The sequence below is a fragment of the Hymenobacter sp. APR13 genome (assembly GCF_000737515.1).
Classification (GTDB): Bacteria; Bacteroidota; Bacteroidia; order Cytophagales; family Hymenobacteraceae; genus Hymenobacter.
Window position 1 is genome coordinate 2,059,948 of record NZ_CP006587.1, and the last position, 24,134, is coordinate 2,084,081.

The 24,134-nt window shown below is 63.5% G+C and carries 31 protein-coding genes; 16 read left to right on the plus strand and 15 right to left on the minus strand.

Features of this window, described 5'->3' with window-relative positions; all coding sequences use genetic code 11:
* Window positions 1-104 precede the first annotated feature (104 nt).
* Window positions 105-2,549, minus strand: coding sequence for a bifunctional aspartate kinase/homoserine dehydrogenase I (thrA, locus tag N008_RS08590; RefSeq protein ID WP_044015297.1), 2,445 nt, complete (start codon window positions 2,547-2,549; stop codon window positions 105-107).
* 467 nt (window positions 2,550-3,016) lie between these two features.
* Between thrA and prfA the strand changes: the two genes are divergently transcribed.
* The 4 genes from prfA (at window position 3,017) to N008_RS08610 (ending at window position 6,881) form a co-directional block, all read left to right on the plus strand.
* Window positions 3,017-4,087, plus strand: coding sequence for a peptide chain release factor 1 (gene prfA, locus N008_RS08595; protein WP_044018490.1), 1,071 nt, complete (start codon window positions 3,017-3,019; stop codon window positions 4,085-4,087).
* Window positions 4,088-4,245: 158 nt separating this feature from the next.
* Window positions 4,246-5,772: a hypothetical protein gene (locus N008_RS08600; protein WP_044015299.1), complete on the plus strand. Its 1,527-nt coding sequence runs from the start codon at window positions 4,246-4,248 to the stop codon at window positions 5,770-5,772.
* Window positions 5,773-5,776: 4 nt separating this feature from the next.
* Window positions 5,777-6,202: a secondary thiamine-phosphate synthase enzyme YjbQ gene (locus N008_RS08605; RefSeq protein ID WP_197062971.1), complete on the plus strand. Its 426-nt coding sequence runs from the start codon at window positions 5,777-5,779 to the stop codon at window positions 6,200-6,202.
* Between the two features lie 106 nt (window positions 6,203-6,308).
* Complete coding sequence (locus N008_RS08610) at window positions 6,309-6,881, plus strand: hypothetical protein (protein ID WP_044015301.1); 573 nt, start codon at window positions 6,309-6,311, stop codon at window positions 6,879-6,881.
* Between the two features lie 86 nt (window positions 6,882-6,967).
* Here the strand turns inward: N008_RS08610 and N008_RS21495 are convergent, their stop codons facing one another.
* Window positions 6,968-7,561 carry a hypothetical protein gene (locus N008_RS21495; protein WP_052381342.1) on the minus strand — a complete coding sequence of 198 codons (594 nt, stop codon included), beginning with the start codon at window positions 7,559-7,561 and terminating at the stop codon, window positions 6,968-6,970.
* Window positions 7,554-9,101: a 2,3-bisphosphoglycerate-independent phosphoglycerate mutase gene (gene gpmI / locus N008_RS08620; RefSeq protein ID WP_044015303.1), complete on the minus strand. Its 1,548-nt coding sequence runs from the start codon at window positions 9,099-9,101 to the stop codon at window positions 7,554-7,556. Before gpmI ends, N008_RS21495 begins: the two co-directional genes overlap by 8 nt.
* A 147-nt stretch (window positions 9,102-9,248) precedes the next feature.
* Between gpmI and N008_RS08625 the strand changes: the two genes are divergently transcribed.
* From N008_RS08625 to N008_RS08655, 7 genes are all read left to right on the plus strand, one after another.
* On the plus strand, window positions 9,249-9,647 hold the full coding sequence (locus N008_RS08625; RefSeq protein WP_044015306.1) for a DUF4783 domain-containing protein: 399 nt from the start codon (window positions 9,249-9,251) through the stop codon (window positions 9,645-9,647).
* Window positions 9,648-9,887: 240 nt separating this feature from the next.
* On the plus strand, window positions 9,888-10,748 hold the full coding sequence (gene nadC / locus N008_RS08630) for a carboxylating nicotinate-nucleotide diphosphorylase (RefSeq protein WP_044015308.1): 861 nt from the start codon (window positions 9,888-9,890) through the stop codon (window positions 10,746-10,748).
* A 97-nt stretch (window positions 10,749-10,845) separates the two neighbouring features.
* Window positions 10,846-11,469, plus strand: coding sequence for a hypothetical protein (locus N008_RS08635; protein ID WP_044015311.1), 624 nt, complete (start codon window positions 10,846-10,848; stop codon window positions 11,467-11,469).
* A gap of 45 nt (window positions 11,470-11,514) precedes the next feature.
* A complete protein-coding gene (locus N008_RS08640; RefSeq protein WP_044015313.1) occupies window positions 11,515-11,952 on the plus strand; it encodes a hypothetical protein in 438 nt (145 codons plus the stop codon).
* A 12-nt stretch (window positions 11,953-11,964) separates the two neighbouring features.
* The gene (locus N008_RS08645; protein ID WP_156109121.1) at window positions 11,965-12,225 is read left to right on the plus strand and encodes a heavy metal-binding domain-containing protein; all 261 of its coding nucleotides are present in this window, start codon (window positions 11,965-11,967) and stop codon (window positions 12,223-12,225) included.
* Window positions 12,226-12,403: 178 nt separating this feature from the next.
* Complete coding sequence (locus N008_RS08650) at window positions 12,404-13,156, plus strand: class I SAM-dependent methyltransferase (protein ID WP_044015317.1); 753 nt, start codon at window positions 12,404-12,406, stop codon at window positions 13,154-13,156.
* A gap of 130 nt (window positions 13,157-13,286) precedes the next feature.
* Window positions 13,287-14,024 carry a ZIP family metal transporter gene (locus tag N008_RS08655; RefSeq protein ID WP_044015319.1) on the plus strand — a complete coding sequence of 246 codons (738 nt, stop codon included), beginning with the start codon at window positions 13,287-13,289 and terminating at the stop codon, window positions 14,022-14,024.
* Window positions 14,025-14,212: 188 nt separating this feature from the next.
* On the opposite strand, the gene N008_RS21500 is transcribed toward N008_RS08655, so the two are convergent.
* The 3 genes from N008_RS21500 to N008_RS08670 are packed head-to-tail and all read right to left on the minus strand — an operon-like array spanning window position 14,213 to window position 16,035.
* A complete protein-coding gene (locus N008_RS21500; protein ID WP_052381343.1) occupies window positions 14,213-14,731 on the minus strand; it encodes a hypothetical protein in 519 nt (172 codons plus the stop codon).
* Window positions 14,732-14,734: 3 nt separating this feature from the next.
* Window positions 14,735-15,067: a hypothetical protein gene (locus N008_RS08665; protein ID WP_044015322.1), complete on the minus strand. Its 333-nt coding sequence runs from the start codon at window positions 15,065-15,067 to the stop codon at window positions 14,735-14,737.
* A gap of 53 nt (window positions 15,068-15,120) precedes the next feature.
* Window positions 15,121-16,035, minus strand: a complete 915-nt coding sequence (locus tag N008_RS08670) for a DnaJ C-terminal domain-containing protein (protein ID WP_044015324.1) — start codon at window positions 16,033-16,035, stop codon at window positions 15,121-15,123.
* A 217-nt stretch (window positions 16,036-16,252) separates the two neighbouring features.
* Here N008_RS08670 and N008_RS08675 point away from each other — a divergent pair, with 217 nt between their 5' ends.
* On the plus strand, window positions 16,253-16,669 hold the full coding sequence (locus N008_RS08675; RefSeq protein WP_052381344.1) for a DUF6799 domain-containing protein: 417 nt from the start codon (window positions 16,253-16,255) through the stop codon (window positions 16,667-16,669).
* Between the two features lie 145 nt (window positions 16,670-16,814).
* Here N008_RS08675 and N008_RS08680 read toward each other — a convergent pair whose 3' ends face one another.
* The 3 genes from N008_RS08680 to N008_RS08690 form a co-directional block, all read right to left on the minus strand.
* The gene (locus N008_RS08680; RefSeq protein ID WP_044015326.1) at window positions 16,815-17,012 is read right to left on the minus strand and encodes a hypothetical protein; all 198 of its coding nucleotides are present in this window, start codon (window positions 17,010-17,012) and stop codon (window positions 16,815-16,817) included.
* 69 nt (window positions 17,013-17,081) lie between these two features.
* A complete protein-coding gene (locus tag N008_RS08685) occupies window positions 17,082-17,498 on the minus strand; it encodes a septal ring lytic transglycosylase RlpA family protein (protein WP_044015328.1) in 417 nt (138 codons plus the stop codon).
* 36 nt (window positions 17,499-17,534) lie between these two features.
* On the minus strand, window positions 17,535-18,359 hold the full coding sequence (locus tag N008_RS08690) for a glycoside hydrolase family 25 protein (RefSeq protein WP_197062972.1): 825 nt from the start codon (window positions 18,357-18,359) through the stop codon (window positions 17,535-17,537).
* 119 nt (window positions 18,360-18,478) lie between these two features.
* Between N008_RS08690 and N008_RS08695 the strand changes: the two genes are divergently transcribed.
* Both N008_RS08695 and N008_RS08700 read left to right on the plus strand, forming a co-directional pair.
* Window positions 18,479-18,742 (plus strand): VF530 family protein, encoded by a 264-nt coding sequence (locus N008_RS08695; protein ID WP_044015330.1) that lies wholly within the window; start codon window positions 18,479-18,481, stop codon window positions 18,740-18,742.
* A 225-nt stretch (window positions 18,743-18,967) separates the two neighbouring features.
* Window positions 18,968-19,291: a hypothetical protein gene (locus N008_RS08700; protein ID WP_044015331.1), complete on the plus strand. Its 324-nt coding sequence runs from the start codon at window positions 18,968-18,970 to the stop codon at window positions 19,289-19,291.
* Window positions 19,292-19,405: 114 nt separating this feature from the next.
* Here the strand turns inward: N008_RS08700 and N008_RS08705 are convergent, their stop codons facing one another.
* Window positions 19,406-19,789 (minus strand): Hsp20/alpha crystallin family protein, encoded by a 384-nt coding sequence (locus N008_RS08705; protein ID WP_044015333.1) that lies wholly within the window; start codon window positions 19,787-19,789, stop codon window positions 19,406-19,408.
* Window positions 19,790-20,055: 266 nt separating this feature from the next.
* Here N008_RS08705 and N008_RS08710 point away from each other — a divergent pair, with 266 nt between their 5' ends.
* Window positions 20,056-20,832 (plus strand): PPK2 family polyphosphate kinase, encoded by a 777-nt coding sequence (locus N008_RS08710; protein ID WP_044015335.1) that lies wholly within the window; start codon window positions 20,056-20,058, stop codon window positions 20,830-20,832.
* Here the strand turns inward: N008_RS08710 and N008_RS08715 are convergent.
* Window positions 20,825-21,403 (minus strand): GNAT family N-acetyltransferase, encoded by a 579-nt coding sequence (locus tag N008_RS08715; protein WP_052381347.1) that lies wholly within the window; start codon window positions 21,401-21,403, stop codon window positions 20,825-20,827. The two genes, N008_RS08710 and N008_RS08715, sit on opposite strands and share 8 nt — an antisense overlap.
* Window positions 21,404-21,520: 117 nt before the next feature.
* Between N008_RS08715 and N008_RS08720 the strand changes: the two genes are divergently transcribed.
* Window positions 21,521-21,946 carry a hypothetical protein gene (locus N008_RS08720; protein WP_044015337.1) on the plus strand — a complete coding sequence of 142 codons (426 nt, stop codon included), beginning with the start codon at window positions 21,521-21,523 and terminating at the stop codon, window positions 21,944-21,946.
* A gap of 8 nt (window positions 21,947-21,954) precedes the next feature.
* On the opposite strand, the gene N008_RS08725 is transcribed toward N008_RS08720, so the two are convergent.
* The 4 genes from N008_RS08725 to N008_RS08740 form a co-directional block, all read right to left on the minus strand.
* Window positions 21,955-22,401, minus strand: a complete 447-nt coding sequence (locus N008_RS08725; RefSeq protein WP_044015339.1) for an SUKH-3 domain-containing protein — start codon at window positions 22,399-22,401, stop codon at window positions 21,955-21,957.
* Between the two features lie 66 nt (window positions 22,402-22,467).
* On the minus strand, window positions 22,468-22,719 hold the full coding sequence (locus tag N008_RS08730) for an acyl carrier protein (protein ID WP_044015341.1): 252 nt from the start codon (window positions 22,717-22,719) through the stop codon (window positions 22,468-22,470).
* 34 nt (window positions 22,720-22,753) lie between these two features.
* Entirely contained in the window at window positions 22,754-23,323 is a 570-nt protein-coding gene (locus N008_RS08735) for an efflux RND transporter periplasmic adaptor subunit (RefSeq protein WP_044015343.1), read from the minus strand.
* A gap of 133 nt (window positions 23,324-23,456) precedes the next feature.
* Window positions 23,457-23,909: an Rrf2 family transcriptional regulator gene (locus tag N008_RS08740; protein WP_052381348.1), complete on the minus strand. Its 453-nt coding sequence runs from the start codon at window positions 23,907-23,909 to the stop codon at window positions 23,457-23,459.
* Between the last annotated feature and the right edge of the window lie 225 nt (window positions 23,910-24,134).

Consider the following 24,134-nt stretch of genomic DNA (forward strand, 5'->3'; position numbering starts at 1 on the left):
AGTAAGAGAGCTATAAGCTGCAAGCTACAAGCGGCAAGTCAGGAGCTACGCTGCCCCCAGGAAGAAGGCTTGTAGCTTGTGGCTTACGGCTTGCAGCTAAGTTTCTACACCCGAGCGGCGCGCACGATGTCGGCAAACACGCCGGAGGCCGTCACGTCGGCGCCGGCGCCAGCGCCTTTCACTACCAGCGGCTGGCGGGGGTAGCGGTTGGTGAAGAACAGCACGGCGTTGTCTTTGCCCTGCAGGTCGTAGAAGTCGTGGCCGGGCGCCACGGCCTGCAGGCCCACGCCAGCCTGCCCGTCGGCGTAGCGGGCCACAAACTTGAGGCGCTTGCCCTCGGCCGCCGCGGCGTCATACAGCGCCCGGAAGTGCGGCTCGTGCACGGCCAGCTGCTCGTAGAATGCCTCTACGTCGCCGGCCAGGCAGGATTCGGGCAGAAACGACTCGTTGCGGATGTCGGCCATTTCCATTTCCTGGCCGGCTTCGCGGGCCAGAATCAGGATCTTGCGGGCCACGTCGGAGCCGTTGAGGTCGAGGCGCGGGTCGGGCTCGGTGTAGCCTTCGGTTTGGGCCTGGCGCACCACCTCGGCAAAGGGCCGGCTGCCGTCATAGTGGTTGAACACGAAGTTGAGCGTGCCCGACAGCACGGCTTCCATTCGCCGCACCTCGTCGCCGCTGCGCAGCAAATCATTGAGCGTCCCGATGACGGGCAGGCCCGCGCCCACGTTGGTTTCAAACAGAAAGCCCGCGCTGAACTCCCGGGCCAGCGCCTTCAGCCGGGCGTAGCTGGCGTACTCCGCCGATGCAGCTACCTTGTTGCAGGCCACCACGGCAATGCTCTTTTCCAGCAGCTGCCCGTAGATGTTGGCCACGTCGGCGTTGGCCGTCACGTCCACGAACACGGTGTTGCGCAGGTTGCGGGCCTGCAGCTCGCGCACCAGCTCGGGCAAACGCAGCGGCTGGCCCTGCTCCAGGGCTTCGGGCCAGTGCGCCAGGTCGAGGCCATTGTCGTCGAGCACGAAGCGGCGGCTGTTGGCCAGCCCCACCACGCGCAGGTTCAGGCGCAGCTTCTCGCGCAGCCAGGGCTGCTGCCGGGCCAGCTGCTCCAGCAGCTTGCCGCCCACGTTGCCCACGCCCGCCACAAACACGTTCACCTGCTTCACCGACTCCTCGAAGAAGTCCTCGTGCAGCACGTTGATGGCCTTGCGCACGTCGTGGGCCCTAATCACGACGGAGATGTTGCGCTCCGACGAGCCCTGCGCAATGGCCCGGATATTCACGCCGTTGTTGCCGAGCGCCCCAAACATGCGCCCGCTGATGCCCGAGTGGTTGCGCATCTGCTCGCCCACCAGCGCCACAATGGCCAGGTCGGTTTCCAGGCGTAGCGGGTCCACGCGGCCGGCCGCTATTTCGGGCCCGAACTCCTCGTCCACGGCTACCTGGGCGTGGGGTGCGTCGGCGGCGCGCACGGCCACGCAGATGGAGTGCTCCGAAGAGCTTTGGGTGATGAGAATCACGTTGATCCGCTCCTGGGCCAGCACCCCGAACAGCCGCCGCGAAAAGCCGGGAATGCCTACCATGCCGCTGCCCTCCAGGCTCAGCAAAGCCAGCCCGCTGATGCTGCTCAGGCCCCGCACCACCTCGTGGTTGGCGGGTGGGCGCACTTCCACCAGCGTGCCGGCATCGTCGGGGGCGAAGGTGTTTTTGATCCAGAGCGGGATGCCCTGGCTCATGACCGGCTGAATAGTAGGCGGATACAGCACCTTGGCCCCAAAGTGCGACAGTTCCATGGCTTCCTGGTAGGAGATGCGCGGAATGGGCCGCGCCGCCGACACCAGCCGCGGGTCGGCCGTCATCATGCCGCTCACATCGGTCCAGATTTCCAGGCGCTCGGCGGCCAGCGCACCCGCAAACAGGGCCGCCGTGTAGTCGGAGCCGCCGCGGCCCAGGGTGGTGGTGGCCCCGTGCGCGTCGCTGCCAATGAAGCCGGGCACCACGTAGAGCGCCGCCGGCTGCGCCACCACAAACTCCCGGATCTGCAGGTTGGTGAAGGCCACGTCCACGGCCGCAAAGCCGTGCTGCGAGTTGGTGCGGATCAGCTGGCGGCTGTCGTGCCAGAGGTGCGGCGTGCCGTGGCTGCGCAGCGCCGCCGCCAGCAGCCCCGAGGCCAGCAGCTCGCCGTAGCTCATCAGCCGGTCGAGGGTGCGGTCGGATAGCTCGCCCAGCGCGAAGATGCCGTCGCAGAGGTTTTCCAGCTCGTTGCAGGAGCTTTTCACAAAGCTCAGCACTTCGCTTTGCTCGGGCACCGGCAGCAGGCCGCGCACCGCTTCCAGGTGGCGCAGCTCCAGCTGGCGTAGGTGGGCGCGGTAGTCTTGGTGGCCGGCGGCGGCGGCGCGGCCGGCCTCAATCAGCAGATCCGTAGTGCCACCCAGCGCCGACACCACGACGATAGTGGGCTGCTGCCGGGCGGCGGCCTCGGCCAGCCGCGCCACGCGCTGAAGATTGGCGGCCGTAGCCACCGACGTACCACCGAATTTGAGGACCTGCATGAGCGTAGAGATTAGACTAGGAAGAGAAGACGGGAAACGCAGGGTGGGCAGGAAGGAATCAGGAGCGAAAAGGCACTACATGAAGAAGCCCGTCGGGCCGGAGCTTCCGGGGTGGGAAGCGGCCGGCGACGGGCTGCGAAAACTCTGGGGAAAGGGAAAAGGAGGTTCGGCAGCCCGCGTCAGCGGGTTGTGGTAGCCGTACCGGTGGTTGTCAGCGGAGCGCCGGCAGCCGGGGTATGCAGAAGTAAGCTTAGCGCAACGAGTGGAAGCATAGCAAGCAGGAGAACGGGCTCAAAGTAGAAAAACTTTTCAGGATGCACGCAGGGGCTCTGGCTTTTTTTTGCGCCGCTGCCAGGCACTGCCGCCGGCAGCCGGCCCCGGCCCGGCCAATCCGGAACCGGGCGCCAACCTACACGTGTTTGTTTTCAGTACCTTTGCAGCTGCAAATACAATTCCCCGAAGGCAAGATGCTAGATAAACTGGAGGCCATCCAACAGCGCTTCAACGACGTGAGCGAGCTGCTAACCCAGCCCGACGCCATGAGCGACATGAAACGCTTTAAGTCCTTGAACAAAGAATACAAGGACCTGGGCAAGATCGTGACCGAATACAAGGCCTACCAGAACGTGCTGGCCAACATCGACGGCGCCAAGGAGGTCATCTCGACTGAAAAGGACGAGGACTTCCGCCAGATGGCGAAGGACGAGCTGGAAACGCTCTACCCCGAGCAGGAGCGCCTCGAAGGCGTCATCAAGGACCTGCTGCTCCCGCGCGACCCCAACGACAGCAAGGACGTCATCATGGAAATCCGGGCCGGGGCCGGCGGCGACGAAGCGGCCATCTTTGCCGGCGACCTGCAGCGTATGTACATGCGCTACGCCGAAAAGAACGGCCTCAAGATGGACCTCATCGACGCCACCGAAGGTACTTCGGGCGGCTATAAGGAAATTATCCTGGCCGTGAAGGGCGAGGACGTGTACGGCAAGCTCAAGTTTGAAAGCGGCGTGCACCGCGTGCAGCGCGTGCCGGCCACCGAAACCCAGGGCCGCATCCACACCTCGGTGGCCTCCATCGTGGTGATGCCGGAAGCCGAGGAACTGGATGTGCAGATTGACATGAACGACGTGCGCAAAGACCTGTTCATGTCCAGCGGGCCCGGCGGGCAGTCGGTAAACACCACCTACTCGGCCGTGCGCCTCACCCACTTGCCCACCGGCCTGGTGGCCCAGTGCCAGGACCAGAAGTCGCAGCTTAAGAACTTCGATAAGGCCCTGCAGGTACTTCGCTCGCGCCTCTACGAAATCGAGCTGGCCAAGAAAAACGAAGCCGAAGGCGCTGCCCGCAAAAACATGATTGGCGGCGGCGACCGGTCCGACAAAATCCGCACCTACAACTATCCCCAGGGCCGCGTAACCGACCACCGCATCGGGTTCACGGTGTACAACCTGGCCAGCGTGATGGACGGCAACATCGACGACTTCGTAGAGCAGCTGCGCCTGGCCGAAAGCGCCGAGCGCCTGAAGGAAGGCGTGTCGTAATAAGAGCGAAATCCGCTCGTTAGCCCTATTGGCGAGTGAGAACGTCATGCAGAGGCGGAGCCGAAGCATCTCGCTAGTGTGGTACTTGCTATAGCAACATCAGCACGCGAGATGCCTCGGCTCCGCCTCTGCATGACGTTCTGTTTTATTTTCTTTCTATGCGCTTTCTCCTGCCCCTGCTTCTGATCTGCTGTGCGCTGCTGGCCTTGCTGCCGGGCTGCGAGCCGAAGGAAGACCTGCTCACGACTGATAACAGCGCCAAGCTGGAGTTTTCGGCCGATACCGTGCTCTTTGACACGGTATTCACGCAGGTGGGCACCGTGAGCAAGCGGCTGTGGGTGTACAACCGCAACAGCCGGGCCGTGAAAATCGACCAGATCCGGTTGGCCGACAGCAACCCCGGTACCTACTCGCTCATCATCAACGGCGACGAGCGCCAAGCCGCCGCCGGCCTCGAAATCCGGGGCAAAGACAGTTTGCTGGTGCTGGTGAAGGCCCGCCTCGGCGCCACCTCGTCCCTGAAGCCGTTTTTGCTTACTGAACAATTGCTGTTCACGACCAACGGCAATGAGCAGGACGTGAAGCTGGTGGCCTACGGGCAGAACGCCTACTTCCACGTGCTGGAGCGCCTGCCCTGCGACGCCGTGTGGCGCAACGACAAGCCCCACGTCATCTACGGCGCGGCCCTCGTCGATTCGCTTTGCACGCTGCGCATTCAGCCCGGCACCCGCATCTACTCACACGGCGGCGCGGCCCTGGTGGTGCGCGGCACGCTGCTCATCAACGAAAACGCCAACCCTACTGCTGAGCTCAAAGACGACGACCGCAACACCATCGTGCGCTTCCAGGGCGACCGGCTGGAGGCGGCCTACAACGACGTGCCGGGCCAGTGGGCTGGCATCCAGTTTGATGCCAGCAGCAGCCGCAACAACGTGGTGAACTTCGTGGACATCAAGAACGCCTCGTTTGGCTTGCTGGTGTTCAACCCCCGCAACCGGCCCCACCCCAAAGTGACGGTGCGCAACACCAGCATCCGCAATATCTCCGGCGCGGGCCTCACGTTTGCCAGCGGCGGCCAAAGCTTTGATGGGGGCGGGGTGCTAAGCTTCTCCGGCGACTTCGACCTGACCAACTGCCTGTTTACCAACTGCGGCGAGTACGCTGTTGCGGGCGTGGGCGGCGGCATCTACAACCTCAACTACTGCACCGTCGCCAACTATACGCCGCTGTTCAGCCGGCGCGAAACGGCCTCCCTGTCGTTCACCAACACCCCGCCCGACGACAAGCGGCCGCTGGTGAGCCCCATCACCATTGGGGTCAGCATCAACAACTCCATCGTCTGGGGCTCGATTGCGGAAGAGCTGTTTTTTGAAAACAGCGACCGGTACCGCAGCAGCCTCAGCATCCGCAACAGCCTGCTGCGCACCCGCGCGTATGCCGCCGCCGCCGATGCGGCCGACAAGCCGGGCCTAGGCAACCCCGCCCTCAACAACCTGCTCAACGTCAACCCGAAGTTCAAACGCTCGCCCGAAAACGCCGCCGATAAGTATGACTACCGCCTCGATACCCTGTCGCCGGCCAGCAACAGGGCCCGCTTCGATGCGCTGGTGCCGCGCGACCTGGTAAACAAGGCCCGCAACACTTCCGCGCCCGACCTGGGTGCCTACGAGCGGGTGAATCCGTAGCGCTATGATTTACTTCCAGAAGCGGCTGCGGCTGCCGGCCGTGCGCCGGGGCTTTCATCTGATTACCGATCTGCTGGTGGCGGAGCTGCCCGAGCTGGAGCAGCTGCGGGTGGGCACGGCGCACTTCTTCATTCAGCACACCTCGGCCAGCCTGAGCATCAACGAAAACGCCGACCCTACCGTGCGGGCTGATTTCGAAGCCTACTTCAACCACGCCGTACCCGAAAATGCGCCCTACTTCCGCCACACCCTGGAAGGCCCCGACGACATGCCGGCGCACCTGAAAGCGGCTATGCTGGGCCACGCCGTGAGTGTGCCCATCAGCAACGGCGAGCTGGCGCTGGGCACCTGGCAGGGCATCTATCTGGGCGAGCACCGCAACCAGGGCGGCCGGCGCTGGGTGGTGGCTACCCTGATGGGAAGTGAGTAGGATATTAGGCCGGATTGCGGAGAATTATCGGGCGTAAGCAAGCCGCCGGCAGCGCTTTTGCGTATGACAGTCAAATCGTTCCTCTGTCTGCGCCATGTTGTCCGCTATGTTGCTGTCCACTTCCAAAGGCTTTTCTGCCGCGCTGCTATACGCTGCGCTGGGCCTGTTTGGCTGTGGTTCCGATGACAACGGCCAAGCTGCTGCTCGCCCGGAGCCGAAGCCTGTGCGGCGCCAGACGCCGCGCACCCGTACGCAACCCGCCGTGGCCCCCAAAGCCGTGTGCACCCTCACCAACGACAGTTTGGCCGGACAGCCTTTCGGGCCCGAGCCTACCGTGCAGGAGCTGCTGAGTGCAGGCGCTACTATGAAGTCACGGAAGCCCTTCGCCAACCTGCACGAAGCCGGCCAGATGGATACTATCCTGACGCTGCAGCACCAGGGCAACGAGTTTGAGTTCTACCGGACTCCGGACAAGGATCTGCTCCGGCAGGCAGTCATCACCAACTTCCGGCCCGACTACGGCCGCCGCCTGCGGGCCACGCTCAACGAATCGGCGCGACAAAACGGCGGGCCCTGCCTGCAGTTGCGCCTCCGCGACACCGAGCGGGCTAATAATGTGTCGGCTACCTTTTCGGCTGGCCAGCTCAGCATAGCCCGCGTGCAGCCCTACTTCGACTGAAACCAATTAGCCTAATACAGCAAGGAGCCTGAGCGAAACCGTTGGTTGGCTTCGCTCAGGCTCCTTGCTTTGTTGGGGTGGCACGTCTACTGCACCACCCGCGTCCGGACGGAGTAGCGCACGGTGTCGAAGAAGACCAGCTTCTGCACGCCGCGCACTTCGTACTCCGTCAGCTGGCCGTTGCGTACGGCTAAGAGTAGTTTCTTTTCGCTGTAAAACAGTGGGTTGTCCTGCTGGACGGTAGCCGTGAGTTGCTGGGTGGCGCCGCTTTCCTGCGCTGCTTCCACGGTCAGGCGCTTTACCGGGGCGTCGTTGCCGGGCTGCAGGGCATACGTTTCGCGCACGACACCGTTCTGCAGCTTGGGCGCTACGTCGGCCGCATACAGCCCCCGCAAAGCCGGCTTGTTGATGTCGGCCTGGTAGAAGATCTGCAGCTCCTTGGCCCAGTCGGTTTTCGTGACGCGGGTAGTTTCCTGGCGGCCGTTGCGCAGCTGCACCTGCTTCTCCACGGCGGGCTGCAGTTGGTTGAGGCGGGCTACCTGCGTATCCAGATACCCTTTCACGTCGAAGTAGCCGGGCTTGCGGTTGGCCGGGTTGGTGCGCATGGTCACCTCGTCGTCGGTTGTGCCGCAGGCCGCCAGCAGGCTCAGCAGCGCCAGTGCCCCCAGCCGCTTAGGCACGGGCCGGAGCGTTGGGCGTGAGCAGGCTCTGGCCGGTCATGGCGGCGGGCTGTGGCACGCCCATAAGGGCCAGCACCGTGGGCGCAATGTCGCCGAGCTTGCCATCGGCGAGGGCACCGTGGTAGTCGGTATCGGCCAGGATGCAGGGCACCAGGTTGGTGGTGTGGGCCGTGTTGGGCGAGCCGTCGGGGTTCATCATGAACTCGGCGTTGCCGTGGTCGGCAATGACGATGCAGGCGTAGCCGGCGGCCAGGGCCGCTTCCACCACGTCGCGGGTGCAGGCGTCCACGGCTTCGGCGGCTTTCACAGCGGCCTCAAACACGCCGGTGTGGCCTACCATGTCGGTGTTGGCGAAGTTGAGCACGATGAAGTCGGCCGATTTGGCCTGCAGCTCGGGCACCAGCGCGTCGCGCAGCTCGTAGGCGCTCATCTCGGGCTGCAGGTCGTAGGTGGCTACCTTGGGCGAGTTGCGCATGATGCGGTTTTCGCCGGCAAACTCCACCTCGCGCCCCCCGGAGAAGAAGAACGTCACGTGCGGATACTTCTCGGTTTCGGCAATCCGGATCTGCGTTTTGTGGTTTGCGGCCAGCACCTCACCCAACGTGTTTTCAAGGTTGTCCTTCTCGAAAATCGGCGTGACGCCCACAAACGTGGCGTCGTAGTTGGTCATGGTGAGGTAGTGCAGGTTCAGCCGGTGCATCTCAAAGGCGTGGAAGTCCTGCTGCGTCAGGGCCTGCGTTATTTCGCGGCCCCGGTCGGTGCGGAAGTTGAAGCAGATCACCACGTCGCCTTCCTGAATGGTGGCCAGCGGCAGGCCGTCGGCGCCGGTTTTCACAATCGGCTTCAGGAACTCGTCGGTCACGCCCTCCTTATAGGAGTCGAGCATGCTCTGGATCAGGTTCTGTGAGGCCGTGCCCTTGCCGTTCACCAGCAGGTCGTAGGCCACGCGCACCCGTTCCCAGCGGTTGTCGCGGTCCATGGCGTAGTAGCGGCCCACGATGGAGGCAATCTTGCCGCTGGCGCCGCGCTGCAGGTGCTGCTCCAGGTCATTGACGTAGCTCACGCCACCCTTGGGGTCGGTGTCGCGGCCGTCGGTGAAGGCGTGGATGAACACGTTGTGCACGTCGGCATCGTGGGCCAGGGTGCACAGGGCTTTGAGGTGGTCGAGGTGCGAATGCACGCCGCCATCGGAGAGCAGCCCCATCAGGTGCACAGGCTTGCTGTTGAGGCGGGCATACTCGAAGGCCTTGGCCAAAGCTGGCACGAGGCCCAGCTTCCGCTCCCGGATGGCTTTGTTGATGCGCACCAGATCCTGGTACACCACGCGGCCGGCCCCGATGTTCATGTGACCTACTTCGGAGTTGCCCATCTGGCCGTCCGGCAAACCCACGGCCTCGCCCGAAGCCTGCAGCTTGCTGTGCGGAAACCGCTCGAACAACGAATCCACAAAGGGCGTCTGGGCCTTGTCGATGGCCGAAACCTCCTTATTCTGCGCCAGACCCCAGCCGTCCAGAATTACCAACAATACCTGTTTGTTCATGCCTGCAAAGATACGCGCCGCGCGCCGTACCGGCCGCATTTTCTTATCTTGCTCAGCAGGTGCAGCTACAACCCGTCAGGAGGTTGGCGCGTAGCGGAGGCTTGGCATCATTTTAGCGTATTGCATGACGAATTCTCTACAAACCCCATGAAACGCACCTTCTTCCACGCCTTCCTGTTCGTATGGCTGCTCCTGAGCTCGGGAGCGGTGCTGGCGCAGGCCGAAACCTTCGGGGCCGTGCGCAATGCGTTGCGCAGTGCTTCCTCGCGCGAGTTGTCGCAGTATTTCGGCGCCACGGTCAACATCAGCTTCGATGGCGACCGGCAGAGCTACAGCGCCACCCAGGCCGAGTTCGTCCTGAAAGACTTCTTCGCCAAAACCGCCCCCGCCACCTTCGATATCGTGCACCAGGGCGCCAGCCAGGGTGGCATTCCCTACGCCATTGGCAAGTACAACGGCAAATCGGGCCCTTATCGGGTGTTCATCAAGATGAAAAACGTGAACGGTGCCCTGCGCATCGACAACATGGATTTCACGAAAGAGTAGTGGAGCAATGGAGTAGCTGAGTAAGCTGTTCCTGCTCGCCGCCGCTGTTTTTCTTTCAGGCCCCCAGTGCATCCGTGCGCTGGGGGCCTGTTGCGTAATAGGCGCTGGCGGCCTGCAATGGAAGCTTCCACCAAAGTTGCGGGCGCGCCGCGCCGCGCCTCCACGTGCCCAGCCCTCATCTACTCAGCTACTCCCGTACTCAGTTACTCATAGGTGCGCCGTTTTCACTATTTTTGCCCCGTGCAAAACACCCCCTACCTCACCCCGGAAGCAATTTCAGAGTTCATTCGTACGGCGCTCCGCGAAGACGTCGGCGACGGTGACCATTCTTCGCTGGCGGCCATTCCGGCCGACGCCCGCAACCGGGCGCGGCTGCTGGTGAAAGATGAGGGCATACTGGCCGGCGTAGAGCTGGCCCGCCACATATTCCGGGCCGTGGACGCCGACCTGCAGGTGGAAACCCTGCTCGCCGACGGCGACTCCATCAAGCACGGCGACGTGGTACTGACGGTAGAGGGCCGCGCCCAGAGCATCCTGACGGCGGAGCGGCTGGTGCTCAACTGCATGCAGCGCATGAGCGGCATTGCCACCCACACCACCCACCTGCGCCACCTGCTGGCCGGCACCAAGGCCCGCCTGCTCGATACGCGCAAAACCACGCCCAACTTCCGCCTCTGCGAGAAGTGGGCGGTGCTCATCGGGGGCGGCGTCAACCACCGCTACGGCCTGTTCGACATGATTATTCTCAAGGACAACCACGTGGACTACGCCGGCGGTATTACGGAAGCCATTGCGGCCACCAAGGCCTACCTGGCCCGCACCGGCCGCCAGCTGCCCATTGAGGTGGAAACCCGCAACCTGACCGAAGTGCAGCAGGCCCTCGACGCCGGCGGCATCGACCGGATCATGCTCGACAATATGCCGCCGGCCCAGCTGCGCGAAGCCGTGGAGCTGATTGCCGGCCGCGTAGAAACCGAAGCCAGCGGCGGCATCACCGAGCACACCATTGCCGCCGTCGGGGCCACCGGCGTCGACTACATTTCCGTGGGTGCCCTCACGCACTCCACCAAAAGCCTCGACCTCAGCCTGAAAGCGTTTTAAATGGTTGGATGGCTGAATGGTTACATGGTTAACCGTTTCAGCAGTTGATTGAACAGCCAGCCATTTAACCATTCAGCCATTTAGCAATTTACCCTCCATGCAACTCCCCAACCAACGCGGCGCCAGCTACCGCCAGCAGCAGCCGGCTGGCTCGCCCCTGGCTATCCGTACGAAAAAGCACCAGCTCGACTCCAACCTCTACACCCGCGTGGCCATGGGCTACGTGTGGCGCAAGGAATGGTGGTTTGTCCTGATTCCGTTTGTGGTGGGCGTACTGCCCGCCGCCATCTGGCCGTCGTGGTGGTGGCTGGCCAGCGGCTTGGTGCTGGCCCTGCTCTATGTGCTGCTGCGCTCCTCGCAGATTACGGCCGTGACGCAGGTAGAGCAGACCAAGCCCCTTTTCGAGCGCATGAGCTACGTGATAGACCAGCGCCAGATCGGGCTGATGCAGAACGAGAAAGAAGGCAAAGGCATGGGCGTCAACTGGGACATGATCGGGCGCGTAGAGCGGGAAGGCGAAGGCTACCTGCTCTGGTTCCGCAACCAGGATGTGCCGGCCGAGATTACCGGCTGGCGCGCCTGGGTGGCCCGCACCTTCGAAACGCCCATGTTCCTGCACGTTCCGTTTAAAATCTTCAACACGGCCACCGACCAGAAACTGTTCGAGTCGATGCTGCGCCGCAAGAACCTGCTGCCGGCTGCCGCGCCCGAGGCCAAGTAGCCTGCCGCGCTTTTTACCTGTTATTTCAACTCTCTTTTTCTTCTCATGACCAAGCAACTTCTGCTTTCCGCGCTGGCTGTAGCCGCTCTGTCCCTGTCTGCGTGCAGCAGCGAGCCTTCCGACTGGCGCCCCGACAAGAAAGTATCGGTGGATATGGTGGAGCCCGGTACCCGCTCTTCCGACAACTTTGACCAGGCCACGGCGGGCGGTGCCCACCACGAGGGTGCTGCCGCGCACCACGAAGGCGCCGGTGCCATGCACGGTGCCAAAGGCGTAGAGCACGGTGCAGAAGGCACGCAGCACGAAGCTGGTGTAGCCACGCCGCCCAGCTCCAACGTGAACCTGGACCGCCGCGCCAAGCCGACGGCTGATGGTGCCACCTCGGCCAACGCCAAGGAAACGCTGCTCAACAAGAGCGACGAAACCGCGGCCGAAAAAGCAACCACAGCCGACCCCGCTGCCAAAGCCGAAAAGCCCGAATAGCCCGTGCGTATCGTGTCTCTGAAAGTAGTGGCGGCTGCCGCCCTGCTGCTGGGTAGCCTAACCGGCTGCGACAGCAAGCCTGCCACGGAAGCCGGCGCTGCCACTCCGGCAGCCAGCGTTGCCGCCCCGGCCGACAGCCTGGTTGCCCCAGCGGCGGCCGCGGCCTACATCTGCCCCATGAAGTGCGAAGGCAGCGCCAGCGACAAGCCCGGCAAGTGCCCGGTGTGCGAAATGGCGCTGGAGCCCGCCGAAGCCAGCAAGCCTGCCGGCTAGAAGCTACCGCGAAGTGCAGTTCCACGTTCGGTGAAACCAGCCTATGGGCCGGTCCGCCGGACGTGGAACTGCTGTTGTTGCGGATATTTTGTAACATTGTTGCATGATAGCCGCCGCGGCTGCTCCGGGCCCCGAACATTGCGCCTTGCCTCCCGCAAGCAACCTGTGGTTTTCTGATATGACGCCTTTACCCGCCCCGGCGGAGCCGGAATGGTTTAGTACCTGGTTCGACTCGCCTTACTACCACCTGCTCTACCACGACCGGAACCAGGCCGAAGCTCAGGCCTTCCTGGATACGCTGCTGACGCGCCTGCACCCCAAGCCGCAGGCGCGCCTGCTGGACTTTGCCTGCGGCAAGGGCCGGCATTCCATCTACCTGAGCGAGCGGGGATACGACGTAACCGGCATCGACCTGTCGGCGGAGAGCATTGCGGCGGCGCAGCGCCACGCCCACCAGCACCTGCACTTTGCGGTGCACGACATGCGGGAGCCGCTGCCGTTTGGGCCCTTTGATTTCATTTTCAACCTGTTCACCAGCTTCGGCTACTTTCAGCACGAGAGCGAAAACGTGCTGGCGCTGCGCAACGCCACGGCGGCCCTGCGGCCGGGCGGCAAGCTGGTCATCGACTTCCTGAACACCGAGCGCACGGTGCGCGAGCTGGTAGCGCACGAACAAAAGACGGTGAACGGCATTACGTTCCAGCTGCGCCGTCACCTCGACCGGGACTTCATCGTGAAGGAAATCGACTTCCGGACCGCCGACAGCCAGGAACTGCATTTCGAGGAGCGGGTGCGGGCTCTGAGCCGGGAACGGTTTGAGGAGTATTTCCTGCTGGCCGGGCTGCGGCTGGTAGACGTGCTCGGCGACTACCAGCTGCGCCCCTACGACGAGGCCAGCAGCCCGCGCATGATTTTCATTCTTAAAAAGTGACGAGGGGATGAGGTAAGATGTGATGAGGGGAAAGGGAACAGGTACCATGCGGAAGCTACGCAGCCTGTCACCAGTTACCTCATCACCACTTACCTCATCACCGTTCACTTCATCACTTCATCACCGGTTTATGTGGTTTGCTGTTTTGCTGTTGTTTCTTACCGTGCTGGGGGCCGGCTGGTCTACCCGGCTGGTGCCAACCGCCAGCACCGTCTGGATGAAGCCGCTGCTGGCCTTTAGCGGCGCGTATCTGTTTACGCTCACCATCACGCACCTGCTGCCCGAAGCGCTGCTGCTGGTGCCCGGCAACATGCACCGCATCGGCTACTTCGTGCTGGCGGGCTTTTTCGGGCAGCTGATTCTGGAGGTCTTCTCGCAGGGCGTGGAGCACGGGCACGTGCATCACCATTCCGAGCACGTGGGGCACGTGCCGTTCCTGCTGCTGTTTTCGCTGGTGATTCACTCGTTTCTGGAGGGCAGCATCCTGGTGAAAGCCCCCGCCGCCGGCGCCGTCAGCGACAATTTCTACGCCATCCTAACGGGCGTGGCGCTCCACCACATTCCGGCCGCCTTCGCTCTGATGGCGGCGTTGCGGCTGCGGCTGGGCAGCTTCCGGAAGGCGCTGCCGCTGCTGGTGTTGTTTGCACTGGCGGCCCCAATCGGTATCATCGTCAGCAACTACGTGGTGCTCGATCAGCTCCTGACCGGTGGCCTTTACGCGGCGCTGCTGGGCTTCGTGGCCGGCAACTTCCTGCACGTTTCCACCACTATCCTCTTCGAAACCAGCCCCGAGCACAAACTCAACATGCCCAAGCTGGCCGCCACCCTGGCCGGCACCATGCTGGCGCTGGGCGTAGAAGCGCTTTAGGGATTAAGGATTAGGGATTAAGGCTTGGTGATTAGGCGCAAATAAACAGAAAGAAAAGAGGCCCCGCCGTAACCCGGCGGGGCCTTTTTCATATATCCTAATCCCTAATCCCTAATCCCTAATCCCTAATCCCTAATCCCTAATCCCTAATCCCTAATCCCTAATCCCTAATCCCTAATCCCTACTCCCTACTCCCTAAAAAGACCCCAGCCGTCGTCGTAGTGGTCGGTGGGGTCGAAGGTGGCGACCCAGTCGCGGAATAGGAGGCGAAACTCGTCTAGCTCGCGGCGTAGCGTCTGGATATAGTCGGGGTGGGTGAGGCGCAGTTCCCGGCACAGCGAAGTCTGGGTGAGCAGGCTTTCGGCCGCCACTTTTATCAGCACGGCCAGTTCCATGCTCCGGCCGTAGTCGGTGGTGGCGCGGGCGGCAGCCAGCTTGGCGGCCAGCTGAAAGCCGTTGCTGAGCATCAGCTCCCCAATGCCGCGCACGTCTTCGGGGCGCAGCTCGGGTTCTTCGGACTGGTCTTCGGGCGGCAGCAGGGCCGCATCATCGGGGTGCGGAGTGGTGGCGGGAGCTAGGCTCTGCACCAGCGCCTGCGTTAGCAGGCCTATTTCGCGGGCTTTCTGGCGCAGCGGGGCCGCGTGCAGCTCCCGCAAGCCCTGGTCGAGACCCTCGTCGTCGTGGTCGTCGTCGTCGTCGTTCCACATACCCTAGAGCCAGTCGTCGGCTTCGAGTTGGGGGCCGGAGCTGCGCAGCAGAAATTCCAGCTGCCGGGCGCGAGCCTGCTGCCGCACCAGCTCGGCCTGCAAGCTCAGGAGCCGCTGGCGCATGGCCAGCACCACCTCAATGCCCGCGTGGCTCAGCTCCAGCTCGTGCTGCAGGCGCGAGAGGCGCGCTACATGCTCGGGCTCGTCGTGGATGGTGCCGGGCCGGGGGCCGGCCGCCAGCAGACCCAGCTCCACAAAGTCGCGCAGATCCGTTTCGGTCAGCGCGTACTGGCTGGCGCAGTCGTGGTACGTGATGGTGATGCGGTGCGTTTCCATGTGTGAGGAAGGCTATGTGGTTGGCTGGTAAAACGATAACGTGAGCGAAGCCGCTACGGGCGCAGTGCGGCCAGCTGCTGCAGCAAGTCTTTTTCCTGCTCAGAAAGCTGCTGGGGCAGCTGCACCGTGAGGCGCAGGTACAGGTCGCCGTGCTGGCCGGCCTGCTTGTGCACCGGGAAGCCCTTGCCGCGCAGGCGCAGGCGGGTGCCGTTCTGGGTTTCGGGTTTGATGTTGATTTTGAGCGGGCCCGAGAGGGTGTCCACTATCTGCTCACCGCCCAGCAGAGCGCGATATAGCGGCACCTGCACTTCCTGGGTGAGGTCGTTGCCGGTGCGGGCGAAGCGGGTATCGGGCTGCACGCGCAGCGTGATGTAGAGCGAGCCGGCCGGCCCACCGTTGCGGCCGGGGCCGCCCTGGTCGCGCAGCCGGATCACCTGCCCATCCTCAACGCCGGGCTGAATGGTGAGGCGCAGGCTTTTGCCGTTGACAGTGAGCGTGCGCGGCCCGCCTTCGTAGGCGTCCTGCAGGCTCAGCTCCAGCTCGGCCTGGTAGTCCTGGCCGGCCGCGGCGCGTGTGCTGCGCCCGCCGCCGCCACCCATATTGCCGAAGATGGAGCCGAAGAAGTCCGAGAAGTCGGCGCCGTCGCCGAAGTCGTTGCCGCCGAAGCCGCCCTGCTGCTGGTACTGGCTCCAGTCGAAGCTGCCGCCCCGGGCACTGCCGCCGCCGGCGCCGGCCTGCTGGTAGCGCTGCCAGTCGCTGCCGAGCTGGTCGTATTTCTGCCGCTTTTCCGGATCGGAGAGAACCTCGTTGGCTTCGTTCACCTCCTTGAATTTCTGCTCCGCGTCCGCGTTGTTGGGGTTCACATCGGGGTGATGCTGGCGGGCCAGCTTGCGGTAGGCTTTCTTGATCTGGTCGGTGGTAGCGGTTTTCTCTACGCCCAGAATCTTATAGTAGTCTTTGTAGTCCACAGGACAGAATGACGGAAAAGCGTGGCAGGTGAGAACGACGGAGTTGGAGCGGTGCGACCCGGAAATTCAGGCGTTCAGGCCTGTCCGGCGCGGCTGCCGCTCCGGTTTTACAAACGTCAGGAAGCAGACGGGGGTTGCTGAAACGGAAATGGCCCTTCTTTTGTAGATTACCAAACTGTTACATTCCCACCCCCTTTTTCTCTTCATGTTCTCCGCTATGAAACGGATTCTTTCTCTCGCCCTGCTGCTGGCTACGGGCAGCTTCGTGGCCCAGGCACAAACCAAACTCCCGCCCCGCAAACCAGTGCAGCCGCGTGGCCGCATGGTGATGAAAGACGGCGCCACCCGCGACGGAGCGGTAATGAAGGACGGCAAAGTGATTCTCACCCAGCAGGGCCTCACCAACCCGGTTCTGCAGGAAACCGCCCTCATCAACGGCACCAAAATCAAGCCCGACGGCACCCTGACGATGCCTGATGGCACCACCACCCAAATGAAGGAAGGCGACTACATGTCGCTGACCGGCCGCCTCACCACCATGGCCATGAAAGCCGAGCAGGACAGCCTGATGAAAGCTGCCATGGCCGACCCGAAAGCTAAGGGCAAAACCAAAATGAAGAAGAAAGGCAAATAGCCGGCCCCTGTCGGGCAGACGCCGCTCACGAGCGGGGCCTGCCCGGCAGCGCAAAAACCTGCCGCGGCGCCCCTGCCGTTGCCGAATCTCCCGCATTGGGTGGGGTTCGGCAACGGCGGGGGCGCCGCGGCGGCGTTTGGGGCGGCTAGCGCTGGGTGTAGTCCTGGAGAATTTCGCGCACCTCGGCTTCGTTGGTGGCTTCCACTACTTCGTTGATGACAAACTGCACCTCGGCCTCCGACCAATGCTGGGCCTCGGCGGCTTTGATGAAGGCCGCCAACGCCTCGAAACGGGAGGTGGTGGCAGGCGGCAGAGTCCAGGTTACTTTCTTCTTGATGCGCATGGAAGAGAGGAAATAGTGGAATGATGCCCCCGGTCGGACGCCTGCGGCGTCGGACTAGGAGAAGCCGTTTTAACGCTTCCGGACCACTTTGAGCTTTACGGGGGCCACGCCGGCGTCGATGATGTCGATTTTACGGGCGGCCTTCTTGGACAGATCGATGATGCGGCCTTTGGCGTGCGGGCCCCGGTCGGTGACGGTGACCTTGACGGACTTTTTGCTGCGCGGGTTCGTGACCTTCACCACCGTGCCAAAGGGCAGCGTGTTGTGGGCCGCCGTGAGCCGGCCGCCGCGGTACACCGTGCCGCTGGCCGTTTTGCGGCCCTCAAACTTATCGGCGTAGTAAGATGCCTGGCCGGTTTGGGTGAAGGTGGAGCCGCCACCGGCGCAGCCGCCTAGGGCAGCCAGCAGGAACAGCAGCAACCCGGTAGCCAGCCGCGGCCCGGGGCCGGGCCGCAGTCCGAAAGGAAAAAAAGCAGGTCGGGTCATACGCACAAAGGTAGGGCGGGCCCGGGCGTAGGGCGTCTAGCGCGGCGCCGGCCCGGTCTTGGGAGGAATACGCAGGGCCAGCAGCGTCTGGAAGCTGCCCTGAAACACGTTGAAATCGACGGTGCCGCGGATGCCGGGAATGTAGGCTTCGTCGGAATGCTGCCAGATAATCCACTTCTCACGCGGCAGCCGCGGCTCCGGCACCTCGTAGTGGGCCAGCCAGAGCGGGTATTTATCGAAGTGGCCCGCCAAGTGGCGCTTGTAGAAGCTGTAGTTGGAGTACAGGATGGGCCGCACGCCGTAGTGGCGCTCCACCAGCCGCAGCCACACGCCCACGTTGCGGCGCATGGCGGCCACATCGTGAAACTCGGCGTGCTCCACGTCCAGCACCGGCGGCAGGTCGCCGGGGGCCAGGGGCACGGTGCGGGTAAACAGGTTGGCCTGCCGGGCGCCGTCGTAGTTGGGCTGGAAGTAGTGGTAGGCGCCGCGGTACACGCCGGCCTTGCGGGCGGCCTCCCAGTTGCGCCGGAAGCGCTGGTCGCGCAAGGTCACGCCCTCGGTGGCCTTGATGAAGGCAAACTGCACGTCGTGGCTGGCCACCTCGGCCCAGTTGATGCGCCCCTGGTAGGCCGATACGTCGATGCCGTGCACGGAGTAGCCGTCGAGCAGGGGCGTTTTTTCGTGGCCCGTGAGGTGGCGGCTGATGAGCGAGGCCCAGGCCAGGCGCGCATGGCGGTTGATCTGGCGGCGGTGGGTGAGGTAGAACCCCAGCGTGCCCAGCAGCACCAGCCCCACAACCCAGCGCAGCCAGGGCGGCAGGCTCGGGCGGCGGCGCGGCGGAGTGGAGGCAGGGCGTTTCATCAGCAGGGTCATGGCAAAAGTAACGCCGTAAGCTAAGCAACTAGTGCCCATGCGGGCAAAAGCCGGCGTGCCGGTTTTTTGCGAACTTGCCGTCCCGCACCTTACCTGCCCCTATCCTTATGCCCTCTGCCCCCCAAGATGCCCGCGACGAAAACGGCCACCTCATCCGTGAGCTGCACGGCGTCACGCTGGCTTCCATCATCGACTACCTACAGGCCCGCTACGGCTGGCCCGGCCTCGATGAGCGGCTGCGCATGAACTGCTTTGCCGTGAACCCCAGTGCCAAGTCGGCGCTGGCGTTTCTGCGCCGCATGCCCTGGGCCCGCGCCAAAGTGGAAGAGCTCTACATCCGCACCCGCAGCGCCGAAGTGCTTGGGAAATAGTGATGAGGGGATGAGGTGAATGGTGATGAGGTGATAAAGAACGTCATGCAGAGCGGAGCGAAGCATCTCGCTTGCTGACGTTGTGGCGTTGCTGATTGCCACACTGGCGAGATGCTTCGGCTGCGCCTCTGCATGACGTTCTTTATCACCCAAGCACCCAATCACTTCATCACAGTTCACCTCATCACTCCATCACCTCACCACCAAAATTCACCCAAAAAGAAAATGGCTGACGTAACGCAGAAAACGAGTGGGTGGGCGCAGGTGGCGGGGGCGGCGGGCTTTGCGGTGTTTGAGGTGGTGGCCTACTACCTGCTGCGCTGGGTGACGTCGCCGCTGGGCCGGCCCGACCAGTTCCAGCCCGAAAATACCATCGTGCCCAACTGGGTGAAGGCCGTGCTGTTTCTGCTGCTGCATTTGGTGCTGGTGGTGGTGGCCGTGCTGGTGCTCAGCAACCAGCTGCCGCGCCGCTACCGCGGGCTGGTGATGGGCTGGTTCTACCTGTCGTTGCTGATGGGCTTCGTGCTGGTGTTTGTGCTGATGAGCTAAGGCCGCCAGCCGGGCCGCCCGGCCCCGGAGGGAAATAAAAAAGCCACTGCGGGCGCAGTGGCTGGTGAAACATGGCGCCGGTCGGTCCCGGCGATATAAGAAGGCAGGCGCGGCTTAGCGCTGCCTGATGGTGATTTCGCGGGGGCGGTCGGCCGGGTTCTGGTACGGAATCCGGATGCGCAGTTCCCCTTCTTCATGCACGGCATCAATCCGGGTCAGGTCAAGGTTGGCAGGCAGGTCGAGCACGCGCGTGAAGAGCGGCGCGGCCAGCTGGTCCTCGGGCTGGTGGCGGTATTCGCCCAGCACCGTCAGGCGGTTGTTGTTGAGCAGCACATGAATGTTTTCGGGGCTCACCGACGGGGCCGCTACGCGTACCAGTACGCCTTGCTCCCGCTTGTCCACGCGCAGCTGAACCTGCGCCATGCCCCCACCCAGCGTGTTGAGCAGATCAAGTTGCGGGGCCAGGTTACGAATGAATTCTCGGCTAATCAGATTCATGGTTGGGTTCCTATTGGTAGGTTCGACAAGACTATTGCAAACCGTGTACCAACAGTGAACTACCCGCCCGTAGGGCTATGTTCGGCCACAATGGCCGATTTTTGCGGGTTTGAGAGGTGATTTCGGTCGATTTGTCGCGTCTTGCGACTGGCTGTAAGCCGCGCAATGCCATTTCACCGCCTGTTTCGTGTGGTGCTCATCAGGCAGAGCAGGAAGTGCCCGGATAAGCTGTAGCAAGCCGCAACTCCTGCGTATACCAAGCTACCATGAGCAAACACGCCACCCCCGACCTTACCAAGCTGCCCAGCCGGGCGCCTGCCGAGTTCCACAAAGAGCACACGCTGCGGGAGCTGAAGCGCATCCGGCAGGAGCTGATTGAGCTGCAGTACCGGCTCTACGCCGAAAACCGCCACAGCGTGCTCGTGATTTTGCAGGGCATGGATGCCAGCGGCAAAGACGGCCTGATCCGGCGGGTGTTCAGCGGCCTCAATCCGCAGGGCGTGCAGGTGCATTCCTTCAAGGAGCCGACTGCCGAAGAGCTGGCGCACGACTTCCTGTGGCGAGTGCACCAGCAGGCGCCGGCCCGTGGCATGCTGCAGGTGTTCAACCGCTCCCACTATGAGGACGTGCTCATCACGCGGGTGCAGGGCCTGATACCGGCCGAGGAAGCCAAACGCCGGTTTGTGGCCATCAACAACTTCGAGAAGCTGCTGCAGCAGGCCGGTACCACGGTGCTCAAGTTTTACCTCCACGTCTCGGAAGCCGAGCAGCGGGAGCGGCTGCTGGAGCGCACCCTCGACCCCGATAAACAGTGGAAATACGAGGCCGGCGACGAGGAAAAGGCGCGCCAGTGGCCCCAGTACCGCGCCGTGTACGAAGACGTGTTCCGCCACTGCAGCCCAGCCAGCTGCCCCTGGCACCTCGTGCCCGCCGACCAGAACTGGTACAAGGCATACGTAGTGGCCCGCACCCTGCGCGACGCCCTGCTCCGCCTCGACCCGCAGCTGCCCGCGCCCAAGGCTACCCGCAAGCCGGTTAGCTGATAGGCATAATCTGGCCCGGCGCCTGCGGCGCCTCCGAGGGCTCCACGGCCCGCTCGAACCGCATGCGTCCTTCCGTGTCGGGGTCGGTCAGCGTAAAGCCGTTGCGGAGCAGCACGCGCTGCGACACCTCGTTGCCGGGCAGCGTGTGCGCTATCAGGCGGCGCACAATGCCCGTGTGCGAGGCCTGCTGCACCAGCCCGCCCACCAGCTCGGTGGCCAGACCCTGCCCGCGCCAGTCCGCCGCAATGGAGTAGCCGATTTCGGCCGTGCCGTTGGCATCGGGCGGCCCCCAGAAGCCGCCGGCGCCTACCAGCGTGGCCGGCTGCTGCTCGGTGGCCCGCAGAATGGCGTACCAGCCATACCAGCCGGCCGCCGCCCGGCCGCCCGCTGTCAGCTGCGCCAGAAAATAGCGGCTGGCTTCGGCATCGTACTCTCCGGGAGGCCAGTCGGCGGGCAGGGCCGCGCCCAGCAGCACCGGGAAGTATTGGGGCTTGTGGAGCTCAGCCGTAAGCAGGGCACGGCTGGCAGCCAGAATGGTAAGGCGGGAAGTGCGGGTGATGAGGGGAATCATGGCGAAATATACGGGGCCGCCGTGCGGCAGCCAAAGCCGGCCAGAAGCTGGCCAGGAAAGAAGGCTATATGTAAAACGCTCTATCTACCTTTGCAGCTCGTTGTTTTCACTCTGCTTATGCTCCCTGACTCCCCCGATTTTCTGGCCCTCTCGCACCGTCCCGATCTGGAGGTGCTGGTGGCGCGCTGGATGCGGGTGATTACGCTGGCCGAAATGCAGCAGGGCTACGAGCTGCTGCTGCAGGCCGCGGCCCAGCACGGCTGCCGCCAGTGGCTGATAGATGCCCGCCGCCGCAACAACACCGACCGGGAAGGAGCCGTCTGGATGGTGCAGGATTTTCTGCCGCGCCTGCAGGGACAGCTGGGCGGGCGTACGGCGCTGGCGTATCTGCTGCCCCCGGTGCACCTGCGCGACCCCCAGGCCGATGCCGCTTTCCCGCCCGCCAGCTTCTTCGACGGCAAGCCCTTTGTGGCCGACCGTTTTACCGATGAGCGCACGGCCCTGGACTGGCTGCAGCAGATGCAGCTGACTTCCGTGGTATAGGCAGGCGGTTATAGCTCCCGGAAAGGCAGGTCCATCACAATGGCTTCCAGGGCCAGCGGCACGGTATCCGCAATGTGGTAGATGCCTTCCTCGCAGGCGCCATAAAAGGTGCCCTTGGTATCTACCAGTAAGCATAGCGGATCGGTGTAGGCCTGGCCTACCAAGCTCAGCTTTCGGCCCGGTACGCGCGGCTCATATTCCGTGCGCAGGCGGTGTAAGTCCAGCAAAGCCGCTGCCTGCTGGATTTCGAACTGCATGCGGGTCGTGCTTTGATCCTGGCGGGTGAAGTAGCAGTGCAGGCCGCCAAACTCGCGCAGAAATGCGGCGGCGGTGGGGAGCCAGGTGAGTTGCCGACGCAACGTGTCCTGCTGGTAGCCGGCCGTAGATACGGTTCGGCCTTCAAACCAGCCTGCCTCCGCCAGGGAGTGATGCACATCGTCGGGGAAAGCAGGCATAAGGGTAGAGCAGGCGTAGGGCATGCAAGATACGCACGGCGCCGGGCCTGCAAAAGAGCCGCCGGATTAGGCCACCGGCGGCGAAAAGTGCAGGTCCACGCAGTTGAGCACGTCCTGTACCGTGTGCAGCTCTTCCAGCTCCGCATCTGCAATTTCGATGTGAAAGCGGCTTTCCAGATTCAGGGTAAGCTCCACCACGTCAACCGAGTCGAAGCCCAAGTCGTGGACCAGGCGGGTGGTGGGAGTGAGGGGCCGGGCCGGGTTGCGGCGCTGGCGGTGGAGCATGCGTTCCACCTGATATTGCGTGAGCTGTTGCATAAAGGAGTAGAAAGTTGTGGTGCGAAAGAGCGGGTTAGTTGGCGCTGGAAAGCAGTAGGGTAGTGTCGTCGGCGGGTGGGGCGGGCAGCGGCGCCAGCTGCCCGATGGCCGCGCCGACGCTCAGGTAGTCGCCGGCGGCCACGCTGCGGCGCACCATCACGCCGTCGTGCGGGGCCGTCACGAACTGGAAGCTGAGCTGCGCGGGCAGGGCTGCCAGCTGCCGTTCGGTGGCGGCCACGCGGGCGGTGGTGGCCGTCAGTTCGGTGGCCGGCGCGGCGGGCTGGGCAGCCAGAGAAGCCAGTTGCTGCTGCTGCTGGGTGAGCTGCTGCTGCAGGCGGTGGTGCTCCGCCGAAACGAGCTTCTGCGCTACTTTCAGCAGCAGCTGGCCTTTGCGCACGTGCTGGCCTTCGGTGAAATACACTTCCCAGACCCGCCCGGCCACGGTAGCGGGCACGGTCGTGCCTGCCGCTAGGGGCGGAGTGGCCGGCTGCGGCTCGCGCAGGTAAGCCGTAAGGGTCGACGAATCGGGGGTGGGGGCCTCGGGCAGGTGGCTGGGCCAAAGGGCCAGCCCACCTAGTGCGCCGAGCAGAATGACGGGCGTCATTCTAACAAACTTGTTCATATTAGGTGTGGAGTCGGCAAGCCAAACAAATGGTTGGTTGCGCAACCTGGAAAAGCGTGGGGCAAAAAAGTTGGTAACTGATCCGGTTACAGATCAAGACCTGAAAAAAAGGAGGCTAGGCCGAGTCCGGGCAGCCGCAGTCGGCGGGGATGCGGGTGGCCAGCTCCCGCATCAGCTGCGCCACCGATACGGCCGCCAACGCCTGGCGCATGGCCTGCTCGGCGCTGCCTAGCAGGTCTTCGAGCGTGTGCTGCATCACCCGGCCCAGGTTGCAGTGGGCGTTGGGCTTGGTGCTGCTCACGGCAAACAGGTCGGGCTCCGGCTCCTGCATGGCTTCGTACACGTCCAGCAGCGAAATGCTTTCGGGCGAACGGGCCAGCAGAGCACCGCCGCCGGCCCCCAGTTGGGTGCGTACCAGGCCGGCGTTGCGGAGCGTGCTCATCAGGCGGCGCACCACCACCGGGTGAGTGCCCGCGCTACCCGCCAGCACCTCCGACGATACCGGCTGCCCGGAGCTTTGCGCCAGGAAAGCCAGAATGTGCGTTGCGACAGCGAAGCGGGTGTTCATGAAAATAAGTGTAACTGATTCGGTTGCAAATGTACGAAGAAAAATGATTGTGGACAATCGTTCTGGCAAAACCCGGCAGTGGGGCGGGGCCGCCCGGTTGGTGGTGGCCCCGCCCCGCTGCTGTCTGGCAGACGAATGAAAGCCGGATTTACCTTATCAATGGTCGAAGAAAATTTCAGGCTGAAACCTGATAGGCAGTGTATTTCGCAGGACTTAGGCCAGCCC